Here is a 20,845-nt window from a genome sequence, read left to right on the forward strand (position 1 = left end):
AGCTCCATATGGGACAGCATCATGCCGACTTCCGTCTTTCGCTGCTTACTACTCTCGCTGGCTATTGTTCACGGCAGCAGCTATGCCGCCTCGGCTCATGAGCAGGATCAACTCAGTCTTATCCAGCGGCAACTCGACCCCATCGAACGCCTTGCAACGCGAGCTGAGGTAGCCAGTACGGCTGAACCCGGCGATCGCTATCGCTTCGACTATCCCCGCCTGTCTCAGGACATCCAACGTATTCGCCAAGGCATACGGGGCTATCTGTCCCCTTCACGCGCTCAACCCCGCGATCCCGCTGAGCTGGTCGGTGATTACCGTCTCGACACACTGCCTGTGGAGTCGTCGCCATGAGCATGACCGACGCCCAGAGCTCAGCGTTCCAAAACGCCTCCGGCTTCTCGGCACAGAGCAGTTCGACGCTCTGGCTATCCCTGGTTCTGGTCCTGGCGTTGCTTTGGTGTGCGTGGGTGATGTGGACGGCTTACCGGAGTTGGGCGGCCGGCAGTGTGCGCTTTGGCGCCTTCGGCGGCAGTGCCGCGCGCGTCTTGCTTACCTTGCTGGTTTTGATGTTCTTCACCCTTTCCTAACCCAGGAGATCGCCGCCATGTTCAAGTGCTTTGCCCCTCTGAAAAACAACCTGCGTGATCGTGCCAGCCAACGCTTGATCGGTCTGCTGTTGGTGCTCGGCCCAAGCCTGGCTTTTGCCGAACTTCCCACCATGGAGGCCCCTTCGCGCGGCGAAGGTTCCGGGTTGATCGAGACGATCAAAAACTACGCCTACGACGGTGGCATCTTGCTGGGTCTGCTGATCGCCCTGCTCGCTTTTCTCGGTGTGGCCTGGCATTCGCTGACGGTGTATGCCGACGTCCAAAACCAGCGCAAGACCTGGAAGGACCTCGGCGCGGTGGTCGGTATCGGCGCCCTGTTGGTGGTGATCATCATCTGGTTCCTGACCAAGGCTGCCGCGATTCTGTGAGGTTGGCATGAACGACACTATCGAACGCCTTGCCGACGGCACCCTGGTCTTTCTGCCGGAACGGCTCAATCGCGATCCCGTCGTATTGCGCGGTTTGACCAATGATGAGATGTGGGTGGCGCTCGGTGGCGGTGCGGTCATTGGTCTACTGCTGGGCGTTCCGCTGGCGATCGCCACCGCCTCCATTGCCGTGGCGCCAACCGGCATGATCGCAGGCATGGCGCTGGTGTTATTTGCTGGCGGCACTCTTTTGCGTCGGGCCAAACGGGCCCGCCCTGAGACTTGGTTGTATCGCAAGCTCGAATGGATGCTCGCCAGCCGTTGGCGTCTGAGCCGCGGGAGTTTGATCCTGCACTCCGGTGCCTGGACGGTTCGCCGTTCCCGCCGCCTGCGCCCTGCCCTGTCTCGGTGGCAGTCATGAGCCGATTTCGAAACAAGGTGGATGCCCAACAGGCCCACATCTTCAGCCTGCGCCTGGCGGTAGTGATCCTGGCCCTGGTCTGTGCCGGACTCTGGTATGGCTGGCGCTCGGCACCGACCGATCTGACCGTGCATGTACCCCCGGATCTGCGCTCGGGCAGCACGCGCAAGTGGTGGGATATCCCCTCAGAGAATGTCTATGCCTTTGCCCTGTACATCTTTGGCCAACTCAACCGCTGGCCCTCAGACGGCGAGCAGGACTATCGCCGCGCCATCTATGGCTTGCAGTCTTACCTGACACCCGCGTGCAAGGCCTTCCTCGATGGCGACTACGAGTACCGCAAGGCCGCCGGCGAACTGCGCCAGCGGGTGCGCGGTGTTTACGAAATCCTGGGCCGAGGCTACAGCGAAGATCCGGAACTCAGGGTCAAGCAGCTCGACCGCGACAGCTGGCTGGTCAAGCTCGACCTCAATGCCGATGAGTATTACGCCGCCGAACCGGTGAAACGAGTGGTAGTACGTTATCCATTACGCGTAGTGCGCTTTGATCTGGACCCCGAACGCAATAAGTGGGGGCTGGCACTGGATTGTTATCAGGGCACTCCGCAAAAAATCTCCTTGCCTGGAGGTGAACCATGAAGCGGATGTCTACCCTGGGACTCACGGTCGTACTGATGTTATGGGGACTTGCGGCGCAGGCCGTCGAGCTGATGCATTGGGAACGCCTTCCCCTCGCGGTCCCATTGGTGATCAATCAGGAGCGGGTAGTTTTTGTCGATGAGGCTATTCGAGTCGGCGTGCCCTCAACCCTGACGGGCAAGCTGCGCGTGCAATCAACCGGTGGAACGCTGTACCTGCGCGCGTCGGAAGCCATTGCTCCGACCCGCCTGCAACTGCAATCGGTCGCGACGGGCGAGATCATCCTGCTGGATATCGCGGCCACGCCTGGCGACCAGCCGCTGGAGCCTGTGCGTATTCTCAAAAATGCTCTGGCGCAAGATACCGAAGCTGAATCTAACACCGCCCCTGTTCCAGAACGCACGCCGATCCCAGTCGCCTTGACACGCTATGCCGCACAGAACCTGTACGCGCCGCTGCGCACCGTAGAATCCTTGCCCGGCGTCCGCCGCGTACCACTCAAGCTACGCACCGAACTGCCGACCCTGCTGCCGACCGAAAACGTGTCCAGCACACCGATCGCCGCCTGGCGGCTCGGTGATTACCGGGTGACGGCGATGAAGTTGCGCAATCGTGGTCCAGCGACGTTGCAACTCGATCCACGTCGGCTTCAGGCCAAGCTGTTCGCCGCGACCTTCCAGCATGCGTTCCTCGGGCCGGTCGGCAGTGCTGAAGACACCACGGTTGCCTACCTCATCACCCGCGGAGCCGGCCTCGAACACGCGGTGCTGCTCCCGCCCGTTGCGCGAGGGGCTGACGATGAAAGCTAACGCCTTGCTCAAATGGCTGGTACCGGCTGCGCTACTGGCCGTGGTGTTGATCATTTTGAAAACCTGGGTCGCAGGTAGTAACGCTCCCTCTTCAAAGAGCACGGTAGATCAGGGCAACCTTCAGCTATCCGCCGAGCAAGCCAAGTCGCTCGGCATTGCTGGCGATACCCCACGCGACACCGTCGCCACCCTGGTCGGCCAAGTGAAGGCCATGCGCAGTGATATGCTCGGTTTGAAGAAACACAACGATTCACTGCAGACGGAAAACAACCGCCTGCGCGAGCGGGAAAACAGTGTTGATTCGCGTATCCAGACGGCGCTGGGCAGTGTGACCCAGCAGGTCGACGAAGGCCGCCGACAAGCCAACGAGGCTCGACTCAAGGCGGAACAAGACAGTCGTCAGGCTCGCGGTCTGCTGACGCAATTGCAGGAGCAGTTGTCGGGGCTGACCGGCAAAGGCAAGGACATGCCAGTCGGATTGGGGCTTGAGCCCGGCGATGGTGCCCAGTTCGAAGGGCAGCATTCTGCCAATGACGAGATGCAGTGGATTGAGCCCTCGGATGTTCCGCTCACCGACGCACGAGGCAAAACCAAGACCTCCTCCGCATTGAGTCTGCCTACTGCCTTCAACTCACTGGAAGGCTTGAAAGAAAACGCGATTGATCGCAGCCAGAAACAGCTGCGTGCAGTCACCCAGGGTGAGCGTGACCTGACACGATCCATTGATCGTACCGAAGGCGCGAAGCCGGTCTACACCATCCCCGAAAACGCGACATTGATGGGTTCGGTCGCCATGACCGCGCTGATCGGCCGCGTCCCGGTGGACGGAACCGTGAATGATCCCTATCCCTTCAAGGTGCTGGTGGGTCCGGAAAACTTGACTGCCAACGGCATCGACCTGCCGGACGTCGCGGGGGCCGTGATGAGCGGCACGGCGTCCGGTGACTGGACGCTGTCTTGCGTACGCGGACAGGTGGAGTCAATCACCTTTGTGTTTACCGATGGCACCATCCGCACGGTGCCTCAGCCGAAGGCGGTAGCCAGCCGCAATGCCTCCACCCCCCAGAGTTCGAGCACCGACAAGATCCGTGGCGGACTCGGTTACCTGTCCGATCCGTACGGCATTCCGTGCATCGCCGGCGAGCGCCGCTCGAACGCCCAACAGTACCTCGGTAGCCAGAGCCTGATCACAGCCGCCGGCGCCGGTGTCGCTGCTCTGCTCGGGGATGAGCGGAACAACAGCAGCGTGATCAGTTCGGGCGGCAGTACGCTCGGGGTCACCAACAGCAGTGGCAACAGCGCGCTGAATTCAATTCTCAGTGGTGGAGTCAGCGACATCCGCGAGTGGGTCAACAAACTGTATGGCGAAGCCTTTGCTGCCGTGTACGTACCACCGGCAGCACAGGTCGCCCTGCACCTCGACCATGAGATCACCATCGACTACGAGCCCAAGGGCCGGAGCGTTCGCCATGAAAAAGACCGTACTTCCCTGCCTGACCTGGATTAGCGTGTTCTGCTGGGTCATAACGGGGTGTTCTACCGACAAGGACACGCTTTTGCCGCATGGCGAGCAAACCATGCTGGACATCTGGAACAGCGCCGGTTCGCAAGGCACTCAGCAGCAACTACTGGAGGCTCGGCAGCAGTTACGCCGCCCGTTGGCGCAGGGGGATTTCTCGGTTGCTCTCCAGGAACCGTACACACGCACAGCGGCGAGCGAGATCCGCAACCTGTTCCCTCGCTTACCCAATCCCGATCTAGTGCTGTACGTATATCCGCATTTGAGTGGTACCGAGCAGTCACCAATCCCGGGTTATTCGACCGTCTTTCCGTTCTACCAACGGGTGCAGTACGCATTACCGGGTGAACGTCAGGAAGACTTGTAGTGCGTACCAGCGAATCGGGCAAACGCACATCTGCGTGGAAAGCCTGGCGCCACCCATTGCGCCCTCGCGCCACCTTGGCCGATGACGCCGCACTGTATGCGCACAACCCCAGCTTCACCGATCACCTGCCCTGGGTCGAATATCTCGACACCGAGCAGTGTTTTTTGCTGGATGACAATCGCTCGGTAGGTGCGGTGTTCGAGTTGCTGCCCCTCGGCACCGAAGGGCGCGAACCCGATTGGCTGATGGCGGCCCGCGATGCCCTTGAGGATGCCCTGCAGGACAGTTTCGATGAGTTGGATCAAGTGCCTTGGGTGGCGCAGTTTTTCTGCCAGAATGACAACGACTTCACCCCCTACCTGACCCGGCTCACCGATTATATTCAGGACAGCGCGCGAGACACGGTCTTCACCCAAGCGTACCTGGAGCTTACTCGCCGCCATCTTAAGGCCATCGCCAAGCCCGGCGGTCTGTTTGACGATAAGGTGGTGACACGCCTGCCCTGGCGCGGTAACAACCGCCGGGTGCGCCTGGTGGTCTATCGCTGGCTCGAGTCTGACGCTGAGGAAACGGGGCTCACCCCGGTGCAATCTCTGCAACAGACTTGCGAACGTATCGGTGCTTCGTTGCAGGCGTGCGGCGTGCAATCGACGCAAGTCGATGGCCGCGGTCTGTATGCCTGGTTATTGCCCTGGTTCAATCCGGCACCCAAGCTCACCGATGAAGCGCCCGAGGAGTTCTACCGCCGCGTGGTCTATCCGGAGTCGGGCGCCGGTGAGTCGCTGGAACTGCCCTTCGATCATGACTTCGCCGAGCGGCTGTTCTTCAATGAGCCGCGTTCAGATGTGCAGCACGGACTGTGGTACTTCGATGGTCAACCCCACCGGGTGATGGTGGTGGACAAGCTGCGCCGAGCCCCCTTGATTGGCCAACTCACCGGAGAAACCCGCAAGGGCGACGCGGTGAATGCGCTGTTCGACCAGTTGCCTGAAGGCACGGTGATGAGTCTGACCCTGCTGGTCAAACCGCAAGATGTGCTCGAGGAGCAGTTGAACCGCCTGGCGCGCAAAGCTATCGGGGAAAACCTGGCCTCGACCCAGACCCGTCAGGATGTTGAAGAGGCTCGCGCGATCATTGGTCGCCAGCATAAGCTGTACCGCGGCACGCTGGCGTTCTACGTGCGCGGTCACGATGAACAGCAACTTCACCAGCGCTCGGTCAACCTGGCCAGCGCACTGCTGGGTGCGGGGCTACAACCGGTACGCGAAGGCGATGAAGTCGCCGCCTGCAACAGTTACCTGCGTTGGTTGCCAATGGCTTACAACCCGGCCCGCGACACGCGCAACTGGTACACCCGCCTGATGTTCACCCAGCACCTGGCGAATCTCGCCCCCGTCTGGGGCCGCAGCACGGGGACCGGCCACCCGGGCATCACCCTGTTCAACCGCGGCGGTTCGCCACTGAGCTTCGACCCTCTGTCACGCCTGGACCGGGCCATGAACGGTCATCTGCTACTGTTCGGCCCGACCGGCGCCGGCAAGTCGGCCACCCTGGTCACCCTGTTGATGCAGGTCATGGCGGTGTACCGCCCTCGCCTTTTTATCGTCGAGGCCGGTAATTCGTTTGGTTTGCAGGGCGACTACTTCGCGACACAGGGCCTGTCGGTCAACAAGGTCCAATTGAAACCTGGCGCCTCGGTCAGTCTCGCCCCGTTCGCCGATGCTTGGCGCCTGGTCGAGCAGCCGGATCAGGTGGCGAGTCTGTCGATCGATGAGCTGGACGATGAGGTGGGAACCAGTCGCGAAGACCAGCGCGATATTCTCGGCGAACTGGAAATCACCGCCCGCCTGATGATCACCGGCGGCGAGGCCAAGGAAGAGGCGCGCCTGAGTCGAGCCGATCGCAGCTTGATCCGCGAGTGCATTCTCGATGCGGCGCAGACCTGTATCGCAGCGGGCCGTCAGGTGCTGACCCGCGACGTGCGCGACGCCTTGCTGCGCGTCGCCGCCGACCCGCACTTGCCGGAAAAGCGCCGCGAGCGCGCCCAGGAAATGGGTGAGTCCATCGACCTGTTTTGCCAGGGTTTCGAGGGTGAACTGTTCGATCGCGAAGGTACGCCTTGGCCCGAGAGCGATGTGACCATTGTCGATCTCGCCACTTACGCTCGAGAAGGCTACGAAGCCCAGATGTCCATCAGCTACATCAGCCTGATGAACACCGTGAACAACCTTGCCGAGCGCGACCAGTACCTGGGTCGACCGATCATCATGGTCACCGACGAGGGCCATATCATCACCAAGAATCCGCTGCTGGCGCCGTTCGTGGTCAAAGGCACGAAGATGTGGCGCAAGCTCGGTGCCTGGTTCTGGCTCGCCACACAGAACCTTGCCGACTTCCCCACGGCCGCGCAGACCATGCTCAACATGATCGAGTGGTGGATTTGTTTGAACATGCCACCGGCGGAAATCGAAGAAATCGCAAGGTTCAAGAAACTCACGCCGGCACAGAAAGCGCTGCTGCTTTCCGCCAGCAAGGAACCAGGGAAATACACCGAAGGGGTCGTGCTGTCAAAGAAGCTCGAAACGCTGTTTCGAACCGTGCCACCCAGTCTTTACCTCGCCCTGGCCATGACAGAGCCCGAGGAAAAAGCCGAGCGCTGGACATTGATGCAGGAGCACGGCTGCTCGGAGTTGGAAGCGGCTTACCGGGTAGCCGAACGGATCGATAGCGCACGAGGAATAGAGCCGAGTTAAGGGAGGAGTAGCTCACCGCTCTGGCCTATCCAGCAGCTAGCCATTGGACACTTTTTCAACGTAGGCATCCATGAACCAGTCAGGAACCTCATCAACCTTGAACTCAAGGTCAGTGCCATCCGTAACTTCGGCCAGCAGCACCAGGTCGGCACCGGAGTTATCAAAGATGTAGGCCCGATTCGAAGCGGCAATAGCCGCAGGCAACAGGTTCAAGCAACGGGCGTAGCGCTGTACAATTTTCTCTGTAGGAACTGGGTGCCCACCTGCCGCAACACGGTTCTTGACCCTGTTGATATTGATGTCTGGGTCTTCAGTTGCCACGAAGTAGAGGTAGGTTCGGTATCCCGACGCTCTCGCCTTGAGCATAAAAGCGACTTTGTCTTCGCTGGACATCACCGTCTCGAAGGTGAAAGACAGTTGCTCTTCGAGGAGCTTGTTCCGAATGAAGTCAGAGAGCACGGAGGCAAAATAGGAGTTCGTCGCGACCGCCTGAAAACTCAGGCCGTTGCCGCTAAAGCCTATTTTGGCCGCCTCCTCATCAAGCCGGGCGGACCTGACCAGCCGATGCTCCCGAATGAAACCGAGGATTTCATCACTCTCAGCTTCCAGTTGAAAATCACTGAACTCCAGACGGCCGCTCTCTTTGGCAGCCTTCTCGATTTCATCCGGGTTAATATATATGCCGATCAGGTGGGAAGGGATGGCACTTTTCATCGTGCTCTTGCCGGAGCCGTTGGGTCCAGCAAAGACCCTCAACCGAGGGACAATCATGAGCAGCGGCGCACCTTGATGACACCACCCTGCGTCACTTTGTGCTTGGGTTTAGCCACCCGAATGACCTTGTGCTTACCGTCGGCAGTCGTTTCAACAAGCATGCCGTTCACGACTTCCATCACGCTACGGCCAGCAGCCAGCGCGTTGATATAGGCGGTATTGATGGCGCCTTCAGCCATGACCGGGATCTTATTCTCCAGCCGGCTCACCAGGTCATCACTCAACACTTCGTCACTCGACACTCGTTTGGCTTTCATATCGCGCTCCACGTTCTCAGAGCGTGCAGAATTTGCACTTAATCAGAATCTTAGCTACGTGAGCCTGTTGGTAACAGGGCAAAGGCTGGTTCTGTCGGCTCCATTCTAGAGGAATAGCGTCTGGAACCATACCTTTCAAGAGTTTTTAATGTGACACGCTCTGAAGCCGCTGCTGAATCCTCAACAGGAATCCGGCTTCAAACGCATCCTGGCAGTCGCCAACAGGAAACGTCTTGCGGGTTTGCGCCAGCTCCCACCACAGGGGTATCTCGCCGGGCGTATCAAGCCAAGCCTGGGCGCATTGCACGCCACGTTCGATCATCGGGGCAAACTCGCTGCCCCAAGGTGTCAGAAGACTCGGGCAACCATCCGCCGCGGGAATTGAAATGTAGTTTTCGTCCATACACACCCTAGATTGCTGATCTTATTGTTAGACGCTGGACCCAGCTTCGAAATCATAACGACACCAAATGAACGCTCGATAACAGACATCAGCATCAAATGGCCTAGATCAATACCAATGTAGACTATATCCCGTGGATTGAGAGTCCCTCAAAGCGCAATTTGCGCGCATGACTCAAGACTACGAACAGCTGCGCCTGCAACTGGCGGAAAACATCCGCTTGATGCGACGTATAAAGAACCTTACCCAAGAGCAGTTGGCGCTCATGGCTGAGGTCGATCGTACCTACGTCAGTCAAATCGAACGATGCACGGGCAATCCGTCGCTGATGGTCCTGTGCAAACTCGCCAATATTCTCGAAATCACCACAGATCAGCTACTTGTAGAACCCGATATTCTGCGCAGCTCCCTTCACGTCAAATAATAGTCTCACGCCTCACAAATCCGATAGTTCCGCCTTCATAATTTCCACTGACAGTCTTCAGTCCGTATCCGAACCTGCCCAGGCCATACACCGAGTGCCTGGATCATGCCTGTTGCCTGCTCGTCAATCCCGCCCACAAAGCTACGGCCCTTGGCGCTATGCATTCTGCTGGCGTGTGGCCCCAGCATGGCGCTGGACACCGCCAGCATCACGGCCTCCGTGTTTTCGCCAAACTGCCTCGCCTACAGGGTCGTCGGCATTTGTTTCTGGCTGCTCTGCACGCCCTTCGGCTGCACCGTCAAAACCTCGACCAAGGTTCGTCATTTCATTCCTGAACTGGTGGTCTCGAGCTACGCCACCACCGGCAACAACCCCTGGACCGAGATGGCTACACTCTCCGCTCCCATCAGCGGCGCGGAGGGTGGCGGCAACCTGATCACCCCGAACACCCGCCGTGACAACCTGCCCCGCTTCAAGAACGTCGACGGTATTGGCCACCCTGGTGGCTGGGCCGCCACGCAATTGGCTTCTCAATCCGGCTATGGCTGCGCCAGCGGTGCAACTGCGTTCATGCCCTACTACCTGAGCACCCTGGACTCGCTGGCCTGGCGCCATGGCTTACCGGAAAGTCTTTACCCCGAGTCGCTCATGCCGGGAATCCGTGAAATCGGTCGGCAGGCTTCGGGAAACATGTGGGGCAACGTTTATCCCCGGCAAGGCTTTCTGGTACAGCCCGACGACTTCAAGGCGGCCGCCGTCATGGCACAACGGGCCGGCGATGTGATTACCCGTAACGGGCAGCCGCATGTGTACTTACCGCTCACGCCCGCGAAAGGCGACGGCTACTGGCCGCCTGGCCCGATCGTTGAAAACGACGCTTCGACCCACAAATGGCAATTGCTCTACCCTCAGGTTCAGCCCACGTGCGCCATCTTCCCCAGCGATCCGGCACAGAGCGCTGATGGCGGCTACGCCTGGTCGCTGTGGCGTCCCTATAGCTGCTGCAAACGTGAGGGGCAGACCTTTCTGTTTAGCATCGACTTCGAAGGCGGTGCTTCATGAGTCGGCTTCTCGCGCGACCCAGGTTGGGTGTAATGAGTCTGTTGCTCTACGGACTGCTCGCCATGGCCAGGCATGCCCACGCCGCCGAGGACAATTACCGTCTGGGGACGCAGGGCGAAGTGCTCGACGACCGGGTGATGTACACCATCGGCGGCGGTTCGGCAGTCGGGTCACCGAGTTCGCTCTACCGACCCAGTGGTCTCGGTGTCGGCGGGTCCTGGCGAGCGAACATGATGTGCGGCAACATGAGCCTCACCAATACCCTGCAAAACCAGCTGAACGGCGCCACCGAAGGTTTCCAGCAGATCATGGGCAGCATCGTGCAGAACGCGACCCAAGCGGTGATGTCGCTGCCGGCGTTGATCATCCAGCGTGCCAACCCCGGCCTCTATGAGTTGCTCAGTAACGGGGTGATGCAGGGGCGTATCGACTTCGATCGCTCCAAGCTGACCTGCCAGGCCATGGCCGAGAAAATGGCCGACAAAGTCGGCCAAGCCGGTTGGGGCGCGCTGGCCAAGAACCAGGAGATGCAGGGCAATCTGGAGCAAACCGGCGGTGATGCAGTGGCCGCGGTGAAAAACACCGAGACCCATAACGGCAACAATGGGGTGTCCTGGGTCGGCGGTTCGAAGGCTGGAGGCAATGGGCAGACACCCATTCGGGTGACCGCCGACGTGGTCCGTGCGGGCTATAACCTGCTGCATAACCGGTCGGTGGATGACAGCGCCTCGATCAGTAGCAGCGATTGCCAGGGTGGCGCTATTTGCCAGACCTGGGCCTCGCCCCAAGAGGAGTCCGAATGGGCCGTTCGCGTGTTGGGCGAGAGCGAAGTCGCGACCTGCGACACCTGCGAAACCCTGCGTGCGACCGCTGGCAGCGGATTGACGCCGTTGATTCAGGAAGCCTACAGCGAACGTCTCAAGGCCCTGCAAGGGTTGCTGTCGGGCGCTCTACCACCAACCCCTGACAATCTCACTAAAGCCTCCAGCCCGATGCTGCCGGTGACCCGCGGTGTGATCGAAGCCCTGCGCGACGATCCCGACCAGGAACTATTAGCACGACGACTGGCCAGTGAGACGGCCTTGTCTAGCGTACTCGACAAGGCGCTACTGCTACTGCGCACGCTGCTGGCGGGCAGTCACGAACCGAACATCGCTTCAGCCGAGCCGGCTCAAACCGCCTTGACGAAAAATATCGACGCCTTAGAGCGCGAAATACGCCTGCTACAAACCGAACTGCAGGTCCGGCAGATGCTCGCCACCAATACCGCCAGCCTGGTGCTCGATCGGCATGCCGGTGGCGCCGATGCTTCGCGCACCGTCGGGCAAGGCGACCCCGAGCCCGGTCGACTCAATGACGCTGACGCCAGGCGCAAGTGAGCCATGAAACGCTCATGGTTCTTCACTTTGCTTTCGAGTCTGGGGATTGCCGCGGTGATGATCCTCACCGCCGCACTGATCGCCTGGATCGGCCGCACTGCGCTGGGTAGCTTTGAGGTCTGGCAGCAGGCATTCGAATCCGTGCGGCCTTATCTGCAGTGGTGGCGCGCTCTGCTCTACGGCGCCCTCTTTGCGCTCTGGTGGGATCTGCTTCGGCGCTACCGCCATCGACCACAGGATCGACTGCGCGTGAAACGCATCGGGGCATTAGGGCTCGTGCTCTTTACCTGCGTCGAGCTCACCCGACTGTGAGGTCATCACCATGCTCATGAGCACCAACAGCTACCTGGAGTTTTACCTATCGCTGCTGGCCTGGATCATCAACAACGGCCTCTGGAGCGTCCTGTCCGACACCGGGCTGTTTGCCGCGCCCTTCGGCGCAATCATCCTCCAGGAATGGCTATCGGCCCGTCAGCAAGGTGCGGATGAAGGCAACAAGGGACTGCTCTCGGTGCCGAGGATCGAGAACCGGCTATGGCTGGCCTACATCGTCGTCTTGTTCGGTTGCGCGCCGGTCTTTCCGCTGGGCCTCGCCTCAATGGCGTTCGATGATGCGGCGAGCCAGCGCTGCGGCGTGAGTGTGGCCAAGCCAGCAGAAACCGCCTGGGGAACCACCTTCAATACCATCGGCGAACGCTCCGCCAACGTACCGATCTGGTGGTTTCTGGTGCATGCCCTGAGCAAAGGGGTGACCGCCGCGGCCACTGCCTCCATCCCCTGCGCACCGGATATCCGGCAGATGCGTATGGAGATCGACAGTTCGCGCATCAACAATCAGGTACTGCTGCAGGAAGTCGCCGACTTCACCCGCGACTGCTATGGCTATTCCCGTTCTCGACTGTTCACCAACCGTCCGCAGTTGGACAAGGCACAAAGTCACGACGCCTCCTGGATCGGCTCAAGCTATTTTCTCGACACGCCCGGCTATTACGACACCGATCACTCACGCACACCGCGAGTCAACTGGCCGTATGACGAAAGCCGCGATGTTTCCTTACCGCGACTAGAGAATGGTGCGGGCTACCCCACCTGCAAGCAGTGGTGGAGTGATAGCGGTTTAGGGTTACGCGAACGTTTGATCGAGCAGGTTGATCCTTCGCTGCTGTCTCAGCTGAAGGGCTGGATGACAGGCCGATCGAGCAACGAGATCGAGGATGCCACCTTGCGCGAGCTGGTCAGCCCTCGCCAGCAATCGATGTCCATGTCACCCGGACAGGTGTACCAGGACTATGGCTCCAGTGCTCGCGGGGGCTCGATCAATCAGGGGCTCAATAACCTCGCCACCAACACCGGGCTGGCCCTCGGTTCCTTCAGCAACTTCCCGGCAATGAATGCGCTACGCGCCGCCCTGCCAATGGTGCAGGCTTTCCTGATCATGGGCGTGATCATCAGCTTGCCGTTGGTCCTGCTGGTCAGTACCTACCAGCTGAAGACCGTCATGACCGTGACGTTCGCACTGTTCACGCTGCACATGTTGAGTTTCTGGTGGGAACTGGCCCGCTGGGTCGACTCCAGCATGCTCGACACCTTGTACAACCAGGTTTCGGCTTCCAATCAGGTGCTGTTGTCGCTGCCCACATCCGGGCTTATGGATGGAACTGTCACCGCGCAGGTGATCGAGTACGTGATGGGGGCCATGTTCGTCGTTCTTCCAATGTTGTTTTTGGCTGCGATGAGCTGGGCAGGATATAGCGTTGGCTCAATTGCCGACGGCATGCTTAGCAAAGGAGCAGCTCAAGCGCAGGACGCTGGTGCAAGGGGCGCGGGAGCTCTGATGTCTGCTGGAAAGGCCTTAAGGAAGGGGTGAGGAACTCAACTACAGGTCTTTTAAATCAGGCTGCCCGGGTGCGCGGCCATACTCATACTCACCATATGGGTCGCCATATGCCTTGTACCGGAGAGCATCCTTAGGTTTGATAGGCGTTCCATTGGTTATGGCCAAACACAAGACAGTAAGGATCATCACCGATACTGTGAACCATAAGCTTACGAGAAGGAGTCCGGCAGCAACTGCCAACTTGATGACTAGAAAGCTCCCACGAACAAGTAATTTACCTGCGGGTATACCTGCCGTCACCGCACGCTCAGCAACGCGGGACTCAAACGCTTTCAACTTGCGGTAACCACGCTTTACCGACATGCCACAGGCATATGCCCAGCGGTGTGCACCGGAAACCTCAACACGGTTCTGAGTCGACATGCTCTCGCCCCCTTTTGAGCGTTTTCATGGTTGAGACAGGAGTAACAGCCTACTACTGAAAACAGTCCGTGCCTGACCGTCTATCAGTTTGCCCAGCCGAAAAATCTTCACTGGAAGGCACAAGACAAGCCCCGTGAAACAGCGTCTCTACAGTGTTTGACTCATGTAAATCGTACGGCTAAATACAAGGTACAGATCGCTGTTATCGACAGCACCTGCCCAGGTAGCCAAAGCCTTCAAGGCTACGTCACTTCGGTGATGGTTCTCCCCAAGTGCGATTAGCGTTCGGTGGCTCGCACGGTGACCGTTTCGACGGTGATGAACGCCTACTGCTCTCCTGAGCGCCTTTAGAGCTCTGCTCGCGAGGCAACCTTCTTGTTTTTCTTCAACCCACTGCGGGGAAATCCTTCCCGCACGGGACAGGTTTCTTCGCGTTTTCAACGGAGATATACCATGCCCGACTCACTTACATCGGAAATACTGAACACCCTTCGGCTGCCCATCGTGTTCACTCCTGGCGCGTGGCAACGTGCAGTACTGCTCGAGCGCTCAGATCATCCTGAGACGCTGCAGGTCGACCAACTGAGCCACGTATTGCGCGCAGCCTTCGAGGCTCACCTGGCCTCTCCACACGAGCCCTATGTGCTGTTCGAGGTAGTCCACATTCAATCAACGGATCACTTAAACCACGACCCGTTGCTGCAGTTGAGTCTCAGCCTACTCCAAGAACCGGGTCAGGCTGGCGCCTTGCTGATAGCACTTGCAGGAGAGGCCAACGCTAAACGCAGATAACCGTATCTCGGCGCCCAAACTCACATTCGGACAGCAGGCAAGACCTGCATCAATCCAACCATCACCCACCGGGGAACCCTCCCCGACGGGCAAGGCGTTCCTCCGTGTTCTCTCGAGGAAAATGCCATGCGCGATATCTACCAAGACGTGACTGACAAGATCGTTACCGCCTTGGACCAAGGCGTAACTCCCTGGATCAAACCCTGGTCCTCATGTGGCTCAGCTGACGTCGGTCATCATCACCCCTACCCCATTAACGCCATTACACAGCGTCCCTATTCAGGGATCAACTTGCCGTTGCTATGGGCCGAGGCCCGATTGCAGGGATTCACTCAAGATCGTTGGCTGACCTTCAACCAAGCCAAAAAAGCCGGTGGGCACATCCGTAAGGGTGAGCACAGTGCCCTGGCAGTGCTCTATAAGCCAATGGAACGCGAGGAGCAGAGCGAGTCAGGCCAACCCGTGCTCGATGAAAACGGTCAGCCTAAGGTCGCTCACTTTGGCCTTCTCAGGACGCATTTTTTGTTCAACATCGAGCAAACGGAGGGCCTCGAAACGTTCAACGAAACCTTGCTCGAAGCGGACTCGACCGATCCCTTCCTGGCCAACAGTGCTGCAGAAAGTCTGTTGTTAAGTTCGGGCGCAAAAATTGTTCATCGATCTGCCGATGAAGCCTTTTACCACCCGATCAGGGATCTCATCCAACTGCCGACAAAAGCACAATTTCATGATGAAGGCGGGTACTACGCCACCGCACTGCACGAGCTGACACACTGGACCGGGCATCACTCGCGGTTGCAGCGCGAAGGCGTAACGTCGTCTTGTCCGTTCGGCTCGCCAGGCTACGCGTTTGAAGAGTTGATTGCCGAAATGGGGGCTGCGTTTTTATGTGCCTACACCGGTATACAGGGAGAGCTTCGGCATGAGGGCTACATCGAGTCCTGGCTCAGCCTGCTCAAGGCTGACAAGCGCGCAATCTTACGTGCCAGCGGCCAAGCAAGAGCCGCGTCAGAGTATTTACTCAATCTGAAGCAGCAATTGGAGCAAGCAGTATTGGAGGAGCCCGCCGAGCAGAAGCGCCAACGTTTAATCATGAGTAACTCTTAAACTCACCGCATCAAATGCTTCACAGGGCCCGACGCGAGTTGGGCCTTTTTCTACTCGGCGATGACACATTAGCAGAGATGACCTCGTGCCTTTGGGAGACGCTCTTCGATGTCAGGATCGCATGCCATCAGCCATCATGAGCGCTATCGATCAATTAATAGTCACTCCATCGCAATGAGTGTGCTCTGCGGCATGCCGAGCTTTATCCACAGACATACCCACGCTTTTCGTGGACAACTCACTCTCGCCACCGAGAGCCATTTCGAGAGCTGAACGCCCTGAAAAGATTGTGGTCAGTCATCCAGGTTTTCCGCGAGAAACCCAACCAGCTCGAGTGGTCTCCGGCTGTCGATCACTTGGTAAATCAGATCACGCTTACTGCGCGGCAACTTCTTGACCACGCTCTTCGCCGAGGCCCTGACGGCTTCGTCGGTCCCATGGATACGTGCCGCGAGCAGCAGCACGAGCGTGGCGTCAGTGAGGTTCATGGCAAGACCCAAGAAAATTCGCACCGCAGTGTAGCGACTCTTGCCTTTGCCGTACCAGCACTCACCTCCAACAAAATGGCACCAGCGCAAATCGATATTCCGATTGCCGCACAAAGGGACCCAAGCCAAAAGGACGGGTAAGGGTTGGAAGGGAATGGGGACTCAAGGGTAAGAGCGCTATTCAAAAAAGGTTAAAAGGCCACTGACCCAGCCAACTCCCGGAGGCCACGATGCTCAGTCTGTTTCGCCGCAAAAGGCAGAAGCCCCCTCCACCACCGACCGTGAGCGTCGCCGAAGGCTACCTGCCCATTGAGTCGGCCAACAGTTTGTTGGCAGCGGAACACCGCCGGCAGTTGCTCGATCGCATCTGGCAATACACCGCCCTCTCCCACACCCAATTCACCCAGCTCTACTTAAATCCGATCCATCGCTATGCTGAACAGGTCCAGCAACTCCCGGCCAGCGAAACGCACCATCATGCGTATCTCGGCGGCATGCTCGACCATGGACTGGAACTGATCACCTGTAGTTTGAAACTGCGCCAATCCTATTTGCTTCCCACCGGCGCCGCACCGGAAGACCAAGCCGCCCAGACTGACGCCTGGTCGGCCGGCATCGCCTATGGCGCCCTGCTGCATGACATCGGCAAGATCGCCGTGGACCTGGAGGTCGAGCGCCAGGATGGCCGTCTTTGGCATCCTTGGTACGGCCCCCTGGATCAGCCCTACCGTTTTCGCTATGTCAAAGGTCGCGACTACCATCTGCACGGCGCCGCCGCGGGTTTGCTCTATACCCAGATTCTCGACCGACCTATCTTGGACTGGCTCAGTGGTTTTCCTTCGCTGTGGGCCAGCTTGCTGTATGTCCTGGCCGGTCAGTACGAACGTGCCGGCGTGCTGGGCGAGTTGGTGATTCAGGCCGACCGCGTCTCCACCGCGCAGAACATTGGTGGCAACCCGAGCAAGGCACTACAAGCACCCATTCATTCGCTGCAACATCACTTGCTCAGCGGACTGCGACACCTGGTTCAACACGAACTGAAACTCAACCAGCCGGGTGCCGCGGGATGGTTGACTCAAGACGCACTCTGGCTGGTCAGTAAAACGGTCACGGACAAGCTGCGAGCCTATCTGCTCTCGCAATCGATTGAGGGCATTCCCTCATCCAACATAGCAGTATTCGATGAACTGCAATCACATGGACTAGTCGAGTCGACTCCGGAAGGCAAAGCCATCTGGACCGCGCTTGTTACGCAGGGCAACTGGCAACAGACCTTCACCTTTCTGCGCCTTCAACCGGCGTTGATTTGGGGGAATGAAGATCGGCCTGAGGCTTACAGCGGAACGGTGAGCGTTATTGCCGATGGCCACTCGAATGACGCTTCGGCATCATCACCAGCGCCTAAGATCGTCAGTACAAGATCGCGTAAGAGCTCTTCGCAGCCAGATCCCATGGCCATAGAAGATGCCGACTACCTCGGAACTCTGCTCGATATGTTCGAGCTGGAGGGGCCAGAGGACAGTGACTTTCCGTCAGGAAGCCCTCCCGGGACCTCCCCCCTCCCATCGGATAACCCTGGCCAGGCATTCCTGAACTGGGTCAGAGAGGGCATCCAGAATCATAAGCTGATCATCAACGACAGCAAGGCCAAAATCCATACGGTGAGCGGTACTGTGTTTCTGGTCACGCCTGGCGTTTTTCAGCGCTATGCTCAGGAGTTTCCGGGCATATCATTAGGGGCCGATTCCACGGATGAGGAATGGCGATGGGTGCAGAAACAGTTCGAGAAGCTGAAGACCCACAAAAAGCGCGACGATGGTTTGAACATCTGGATCTGTCAGGTGGAAGGCCCTCGGAAAAAAGGAAACCTCAGAGGCTATTTGCTAGAAAATCCAGCACTCTTATTCGAAGCTGAGCCGGTACCTGCCGACAATCCTTTTCTAAAAGTTGAAAAAGCTTAAATGTCCGTAACATCACATTGAAACTCAACACGCTGAATCGACTCAAGTGATCAGGCTATGGATGGAGCAGGCTGTTCTAAAAAACAGCATCAGACCGGCTAACCGCCCGTCGATCAAACCACTTTCTATTGTAGACAGCAGGTGGGCCAGGTGAAGTTATTACTTAGGTACCATCAAGCTCCACGGTCACCAAGCCACCGCCCCCAAACCACCTGAAAAATACAATCACAGGGCACAAGTCACGCAAGAAGCTGAACGCACCGCGTATTGCCCCGGCAGATGCTCCCTGCCAGCGCCTCGGAGCTACATCTCGTCAATCGCCCATTTCATAATATTTCGCTCAAACGGAGACATCGGCATCCTATCCAGACGGCTCGCTAAGTGCCGTAACTTGTTCAGCAGGTCATTCAGGTTGTCAGATGGAAGGATCGAATTCTTAATCCGCGTCGAGACCTGTATGGGAATCCCATATTCGTCCAGCGCCGTCAGTAAGGGATCGTGAAAAAGGTTCTCCATCTGCTCAGAGAAAAAACTGAAGTCTCCTGGCTCAATATTGCGCTGGGTGAAAACATCCGCCTGGATCTTGCTGATGGCCATAAAATCACGAGGAAGGCGGTAGCACAGGACGTTACGGATAAACTTGAGCCGAAGGTTGATCGCTTCGCTCGCAGTGTTGCCCGCTCGGTTAGTGTCGATCGCGTTCTGCAGATACGCCGAGAAGTCTTTCTCCATCCGGACAGAGTTGATATGAAAGGCGAGCTGAGGGCCTGAAATGATTCCATAGTCCATTAGTTTGGTCTGAAGGTGATCACAGACTAGGGTGCACACGTATTCGAGCTGGTTTTGTTCGGGGTTTCCTTTCCAAGTGAGCATTCGGCGACTCAATGCAAGGTTTCTGATAATTGATTCGGCGATCTCTATCTGCCGGTCAACCGGGATATGCCGATTTTCGACGAGGGTGGCTGTGGACAGCAACGGCGTGGCATACGCCCGATCCAGCCGTTGGCGGGAGATCTCCGTGAGGTACTCCGGCTCTAGCTTCATCAAAAGCCCCATCGGTGAGTCTTCGTTCTGCAGTCCGATCGGATAGTCCACGGTGAGATCTTTTTCTTCCGGCGGTGCCTCCAGCATGTAAACCTTGCCGATGAAGTAGCGGTTCATGCGACCCGCGCGGCCAGAAATGTTCTTGAACGTGAAGAAATCGAACGGCGTGTTACTAACCCGGCGGTCATAAATGATGACGTTTTCTGCTGAGGTATTGACCCCCTCAATCATCGTAGACGTGCAGATGATGTGCTTGATTGTCCCCTCGTTGAAGAGCTTCACAAAATACTGCTGCAGCGCCCTAGGGACGCCACCATGGTGAATGGCGATACCGAGCGATATGGCCTTGGCGACGTTCCACTGTGGGTGGTACTCCTTCGCGATCCATTGAGCAATGTCTTGGGTCTGCGCGAGCGGCGAAAGCCCGCCTTTTTCGATAAGGAGCTGTGCAATCTTGTTAGCGCTTGCCGGCGATTGAGAGTAGATCAGCGTGGGGGTGGTAATTTTGCGGCAGAGTTCTAGGAGCTTGTCCTTGCGCGCATCTCCGTTGGTCGGCAGATTGAAATGCTCAACATCAACGGCCACTGTGGAAAAATTGGAAGGGATAAAGTTGTACTCGTAAGCGTCGAGACCGTGGATGTTTTGGATATGAGGGCCGAGTAGGTAGAACTGCGCCCCCTGTTTCGCCAGCTTGTGGAAAGCCAAGGTCAAATCAATCGCACGGCTGCCGGCTTCCGAGTCACTGGACAGATCAAGTTTGTAGAATTCATCTACGACGAAAAAGCCAACGTCCTGTAGATCGTCGCGCTGGAGGACTCTCTCCTGGGTCAGCAGGTAGACGTTTACTCGTGCGTCGTCGGCCTCCTGAGTCGGATGCGTAATGACGTTGCATTTCTGTTTGAAACGCTTGACCAGACGTCGGCGCGTTTCGTCGATGAGGGCGATGGTTGGAACGATGACTACAATCTTGCGAAATTTTTCCTGGGCCAGAATGGCGTCGATCACCAGGCTTTTACCGACGCTTGTGGAGGCGCTCAGCACGACGTTGCGTCCTTGCATTAGCAAGCTGAACACATGAGCCTGCAGCCGGTGAAAAACCATGCCCGCTTCAACTCCGTCCACCCGATGCACCTCGTAGGCCAGACGGTCTGAAATCGATACTTCATCGAGGTACGGAGTGATGTAGGGAAATAGCCCCACAGCGCGGATCATACTCAGCAGCAAGGATTGCTCAACTTCACCAAACAAGGCGAATTTATCGAGTGCACGGATGACGAGGTCTCGCCCTTCCCACTCTGGGTTCCCCCGATTCACGGCAACACTGATAGCTTGGAGAAGCTCGATCTTGGAGTTTGAATCTTCACCGAGCCGTTCGAGTCGTTCCTTAACTACTTCATATCTCATGTCA

At 57.9% G+C, this 20,845-nt stretch carries 23 protein-coding genes; 17 read left to right on the top strand and 6 right to left on the bottom strand.

Features of this window, described 5'->3' with window-relative positions; genetic code table 11:
• Nucleotides 1-21: 21 nt before the first annotated feature.
• Genes ACW9IB_RS01880 through ACW9IB_RS01920 form a run of 9 tightly spaced genes read left to right on the top strand, consistent with a single transcriptional unit; the run spans nucleotide 22 to nucleotide 7,486 of the window.
• Entirely contained in the window at nucleotides 22-354 is a 333-nt protein-coding gene (locus ACW9IB_RS01880; protein WP_457412041.1) for an integrative conjugative element protein, RAQPRD family, read from the top strand.
• Nucleotides 351-590: a TIGR03758 family integrating conjugative element protein gene (locus tag ACW9IB_RS01885; protein WP_457412042.1), complete on the top strand. Its 240-nt coding sequence runs from the start codon at nucleotides 351-353 to the stop codon at nucleotides 588-590. The genes ACW9IB_RS01880 and ACW9IB_RS01885 overlap by 4 nt, the downstream gene beginning before the upstream one ends.
• A gap of 17 nt (nucleotides 591-607) precedes the next feature.
• Nucleotides 608-979 carry a TIGR03745 family integrating conjugative element membrane protein gene (locus ACW9IB_RS01890; RefSeq protein WP_104993674.1) on the top strand — a complete coding sequence of 124 codons (372 nt, stop codon included), beginning with the start codon at nucleotides 608-610 and terminating at the stop codon, nucleotides 977-979.
• Nucleotides 980-986: 7 nt separating this feature from the next.
• Nucleotides 987-1,400, top strand: a complete 414-nt coding sequence (locus ACW9IB_RS01895; protein ID WP_457412043.1) for a TIGR03750 family conjugal transfer protein — start codon at nucleotides 987-989, stop codon at nucleotides 1,398-1,400.
• Complete coding sequence (locus ACW9IB_RS01900; RefSeq protein ID WP_277378134.1) at nucleotides 1,397-2,038, top strand: PFL_4703 family integrating conjugative element protein; 642 nt, start codon at nucleotides 1,397-1,399, stop codon at nucleotides 2,036-2,038. Before ACW9IB_RS01895 ends, ACW9IB_RS01900 begins: the two co-directional genes overlap by 4 nt.
• On the top strand, nucleotides 2,035-2,847 hold the full coding sequence (locus ACW9IB_RS01905) for a TIGR03749 family integrating conjugative element protein (protein ID WP_457412044.1): 813 nt from the start codon (nucleotides 2,035-2,037) through the stop codon (nucleotides 2,845-2,847). The genes ACW9IB_RS01900 and ACW9IB_RS01905 overlap by 4 nt, the downstream gene beginning before the upstream one ends.
• Nucleotides 2,837-4,354, top strand: coding sequence for a TIGR03752 family integrating conjugative element protein (locus tag ACW9IB_RS01910; RefSeq protein ID WP_457412046.1), 1,518 nt, complete (start codon nucleotides 2,837-2,839; stop codon nucleotides 4,352-4,354). Before ACW9IB_RS01905 ends, ACW9IB_RS01910 begins: the two co-directional genes overlap by 11 nt.
• Nucleotides 4,317-4,733: a TIGR03751 family conjugal transfer lipoprotein gene (locus ACW9IB_RS01915; protein WP_457412047.1), complete on the top strand. Its 417-nt coding sequence runs from the start codon at nucleotides 4,317-4,319 to the stop codon at nucleotides 4,731-4,733. The genes ACW9IB_RS01910 and ACW9IB_RS01915 overlap by 38 nt, the downstream gene beginning before the upstream one ends.
• The gene (locus tag ACW9IB_RS01920) at nucleotides 4,733-7,486 is read left to right on the top strand and encodes a conjugative transfer ATPase (RefSeq protein WP_457412048.1); all 2,754 of its coding nucleotides are present in this window, start codon (nucleotides 4,733-4,735) and stop codon (nucleotides 7,484-7,486) included. Before ACW9IB_RS01915 ends, ACW9IB_RS01920 begins: the two co-directional genes overlap by 1 nt.
• 36 nt (nucleotides 7,487-7,522) lie before the next feature.
• Here the strand turns inward: ACW9IB_RS01920 and ACW9IB_RS01925 are convergent, their stop codons facing one another.
• The 3 genes from ACW9IB_RS01925 to ACW9IB_RS01935 form a co-directional block, all read right to left on the bottom strand.
• Nucleotides 7,523-8,257 carry a zeta toxin family protein gene (locus ACW9IB_RS01925; protein WP_457412050.1) on the bottom strand — a complete coding sequence of 245 codons (735 nt, stop codon included), beginning with the start codon at nucleotides 8,255-8,257 and terminating at the stop codon, nucleotides 7,523-7,525.
• Nucleotides 8,254-8,517 carry a hypothetical protein gene (locus ACW9IB_RS01930; RefSeq protein ID WP_016973552.1) on the bottom strand — a complete coding sequence of 88 codons (264 nt, stop codon included), beginning with the start codon at nucleotides 8,515-8,517 and terminating at the stop codon, nucleotides 8,254-8,256. The genes ACW9IB_RS01925 and ACW9IB_RS01930 overlap by 4 nt, the downstream gene beginning before the upstream one ends.
• Nucleotides 8,518-8,662: 145 nt before the next feature.
• On the bottom strand, nucleotides 8,663-8,920 hold the full coding sequence (locus tag ACW9IB_RS01935) for a LasR-specific antiactivator QslA (protein WP_016973553.1): 258 nt from the start codon (nucleotides 8,918-8,920) through the stop codon (nucleotides 8,663-8,665).
• A 169-nt stretch (nucleotides 8,921-9,089) separates the two neighbouring features.
• On the opposite strand from ACW9IB_RS01935, the gene ACW9IB_RS01940 reads away from it, so the two are divergent.
• The 5 genes from ACW9IB_RS01940 to ACW9IB_RS01960 all read left to right on the top strand — a co-directional run bounded on the left by ACW9IB_RS01940 (nucleotide 9,090) and on the right by ACW9IB_RS01960 (nucleotide 13,652).
• Complete coding sequence (locus tag ACW9IB_RS01940; RefSeq protein ID WP_457412052.1) at nucleotides 9,090-9,344, top strand: helix-turn-helix domain-containing protein; 255 nt, start codon at nucleotides 9,090-9,092, stop codon at nucleotides 9,342-9,344.
• Between the two features lie 105 nt (nucleotides 9,345-9,449).
• On the top strand, nucleotides 9,450-10,406 hold the full coding sequence (locus ACW9IB_RS01945; RefSeq protein ID WP_457412053.1) for a TIGR03756 family integrating conjugative element protein: 957 nt from the start codon (nucleotides 9,450-9,452) through the stop codon (nucleotides 10,404-10,406).
• A complete protein-coding gene (locus tag ACW9IB_RS01950; RefSeq protein ID WP_457412055.1) occupies nucleotides 10,403-11,785 on the top strand; it encodes an integrating conjugative element protein in 1,383 nt (460 codons plus the stop codon). Before ACW9IB_RS01945 ends, ACW9IB_RS01950 begins: the two co-directional genes overlap by 4 nt.
• Before the next feature lie 3 nt (nucleotides 11,786-11,788).
• Entirely contained in the window at nucleotides 11,789-12,097 is a 309-nt protein-coding gene (locus ACW9IB_RS01955) for a hypothetical protein (RefSeq protein WP_457412056.1), read from the top strand.
• A gap of 10 nt (nucleotides 12,098-12,107) precedes the next feature.
• Nucleotides 12,108-13,652, top strand: coding sequence for a conjugal transfer protein TraG N-terminal domain-containing protein (locus ACW9IB_RS01960; RefSeq protein WP_457412057.1), 1,545 nt, complete (start codon nucleotides 12,108-12,110; stop codon nucleotides 13,650-13,652).
• Nucleotides 13,653-13,661: 9 nt separating this feature from the next.
• Here ACW9IB_RS01960 and ACW9IB_RS01965 read toward each other — a convergent pair whose 3' ends face one another.
• Complete coding sequence (locus ACW9IB_RS01965; RefSeq protein WP_457412058.1) at nucleotides 13,662-14,045, bottom strand: DUF3742 family protein; 384 nt, start codon at nucleotides 14,043-14,045, stop codon at nucleotides 13,662-13,664.
• Between the two features lie 453 nt (nucleotides 14,046-14,498).
• Here ACW9IB_RS01965 and ACW9IB_RS01970 point away from each other — a divergent pair, with 453 nt between their 5' ends.
• Nucleotides 14,499-14,837 carry a hypothetical protein gene (locus ACW9IB_RS01970; RefSeq protein WP_457412060.1) on the top strand — a complete coding sequence of 113 codons (339 nt, stop codon included), beginning with the start codon at nucleotides 14,499-14,501 and terminating at the stop codon, nucleotides 14,835-14,837.
• 126 nt (nucleotides 14,838-14,963) lie between these two features.
• A complete protein-coding gene (locus tag ACW9IB_RS01975) occupies nucleotides 14,964-15,944 on the top strand; it encodes an ArdC family protein (protein ID WP_457412061.1) in 981 nt (326 codons plus the stop codon).
• A 293-nt stretch (nucleotides 15,945-16,237) separates the two neighbouring features.
• On the opposite strand, the gene ACW9IB_RS01980 is transcribed toward ACW9IB_RS01975, so the two are convergent.
• Entirely contained in the window at nucleotides 16,238-16,432 is a 195-nt protein-coding gene (locus ACW9IB_RS01980; RefSeq protein ID WP_031320307.1) for a DUF7740 domain-containing protein, read from the bottom strand.
• A gap of 230 nt (nucleotides 16,433-16,662) precedes the next feature.
• On the opposite strand from ACW9IB_RS01980, the gene mobH reads away from it, so the two are divergent.
• Nucleotides 16,663-18,393: a MobH family relaxase gene (gene mobH / locus ACW9IB_RS01985; RefSeq protein WP_457412063.1), complete on the top strand. Its 1,731-nt coding sequence runs from the start codon at nucleotides 16,663-16,665 to the stop codon at nucleotides 18,391-18,393.
• A gap of 303 nt (nucleotides 18,394-18,696) precedes the next feature.
• Here mobH and ACW9IB_RS01990 read toward each other — a convergent pair whose 3' ends face one another.
• Nucleotides 18,697-20,841 (bottom strand): DEAD/DEAH box helicase, encoded by a 2,145-nt coding sequence (locus ACW9IB_RS01990; RefSeq protein ID WP_457412064.1) that lies wholly within the window; start codon nucleotides 20,839-20,841, stop codon nucleotides 18,697-18,699.
• Nucleotides 20,842-20,845 lie beyond the last annotated feature (4 nt).

It is taken from the genome of Pseudomonas sp. SDO524_S393 (assembly GCF_054071875.1).

Bases quoted from the DNA above. Each gene is read 5' to 3' on its own strand.
- ACW9IB_RS01880 (WP_457412041.1), top strand. From the start codon at position 22: ATGCCGACTTCCGTCTTTCGCTGCTTACTACTCTCGCTGGCTATTGTT.
- ACW9IB_RS01885 (WP_457412042.1), top strand. From the start codon at position 351: ATGAGCATGACCGACGCCCAGAGCTCAGCGTTCCAAAACGCCTCCGGC.
- ACW9IB_RS01890 (WP_104993674.1), top strand. From the start codon at position 608: ATGTTCAAGTGCTTTGCCCCTCTGAAAAACAACCTGCGTGATCGTGCC.
- ACW9IB_RS01895 (WP_457412043.1), top strand. From the start codon at position 987: ATGAACGACACTATCGAACGCCTTGCCGACGGCACCCTGGTCTTTCTG.
- ACW9IB_RS01900 (WP_277378134.1), top strand. From the start codon at position 1,397: ATGAGCCGATTTCGAAACAAGGTGGATGCCCAACAGGCCCACATCTTC.
- ACW9IB_RS01905 (WP_457412044.1), top strand. From the start codon at position 2,035: ATGAAGCGGATGTCTACCCTGGGACTCACGGTCGTACTGATGTTATGG.
- ACW9IB_RS01910 (WP_457412046.1), top strand. From the start codon at position 2,837: ATGAAAGCTAACGCCTTGCTCAAATGGCTGGTACCGGCTGCGCTACTG.
- ACW9IB_RS01915 (WP_457412047.1), top strand. From the start codon at position 4,317: ATGAAAAAGACCGTACTTCCCTGCCTGACCTGGATTAGCGTGTTCTGC.
- ACW9IB_RS01925 (WP_457412050.1), bottom strand. From the start codon at position 8,257: ATGATTGTCCCTCGGTTGAGGGTCTTTGCTGGACCCAACGGCTCCGGC.
- ACW9IB_RS01930 (WP_016973552.1), bottom strand. From the start codon at position 8,517: ATGAAAGCCAAACGAGTGTCGAGTGACGAAGTGTTGAGTGATGACCTG.
- ACW9IB_RS01935 (WP_016973553.1), bottom strand. From the start codon at position 8,920: ATGGACGAAAACTACATTTCAATTCCCGCGGCGGATGGTTGCCCGAGT.
- ACW9IB_RS01940 (WP_457412052.1), top strand. From the start codon at position 9,090: ATGACTCAAGACTACGAACAGCTGCGCCTGCAACTGGCGGAAAACATC.
- ACW9IB_RS01945 (WP_457412053.1), top strand. From the start codon at position 9,450: ATGCCTGTTGCCTGCTCGTCAATCCCGCCCACAAAGCTACGGCCCTTG.
- ACW9IB_RS01950 (WP_457412055.1), top strand. From the start codon at position 10,403: ATGAGTCGGCTTCTCGCGCGACCCAGGTTGGGTGTAATGAGTCTGTTG.
- ACW9IB_RS01955 (WP_457412056.1), top strand. From the start codon at position 11,789: ATGAAACGCTCATGGTTCTTCACTTTGCTTTCGAGTCTGGGGATTGCC.
- ACW9IB_RS01960 (WP_457412057.1), top strand. From the start codon at position 12,108: ATGCTCATGAGCACCAACAGCTACCTGGAGTTTTACCTATCGCTGCTG.
- ACW9IB_RS01965 (WP_457412058.1), bottom strand. From the start codon at position 14,045: ATGTCGACTCAGAACCGTGTTGAGGTTTCCGGTGCACACCGCTGGGCA.
- ACW9IB_RS01970 (WP_457412060.1), top strand. From the start codon at position 14,499: ATGCCCGACTCACTTACATCGGAAATACTGAACACCCTTCGGCTGCCC.
- ACW9IB_RS01975 (WP_457412061.1), top strand. From the start codon at position 14,964: ATGCGCGATATCTACCAAGACGTGACTGACAAGATCGTTACCGCCTTG.
- ACW9IB_RS01980 (WP_031320307.1), bottom strand. From the start codon at position 16,432: ATGAACCTCACTGACGCCACGCTCGTGCTGCTGCTCGCGGCACGTATC.
- mobH (WP_457412063.1), top strand. From the start codon at position 16,663: ATGCTCAGTCTGTTTCGCCGCAAAAGGCAGAAGCCCCCTCCACCACCG.
- ACW9IB_RS01990 (WP_457412064.1), bottom strand. From the start codon at position 20,841: ATGAGATATGAAGTAGTTAAGGAACGACTCGAACGGCTCGGTGAAGAT.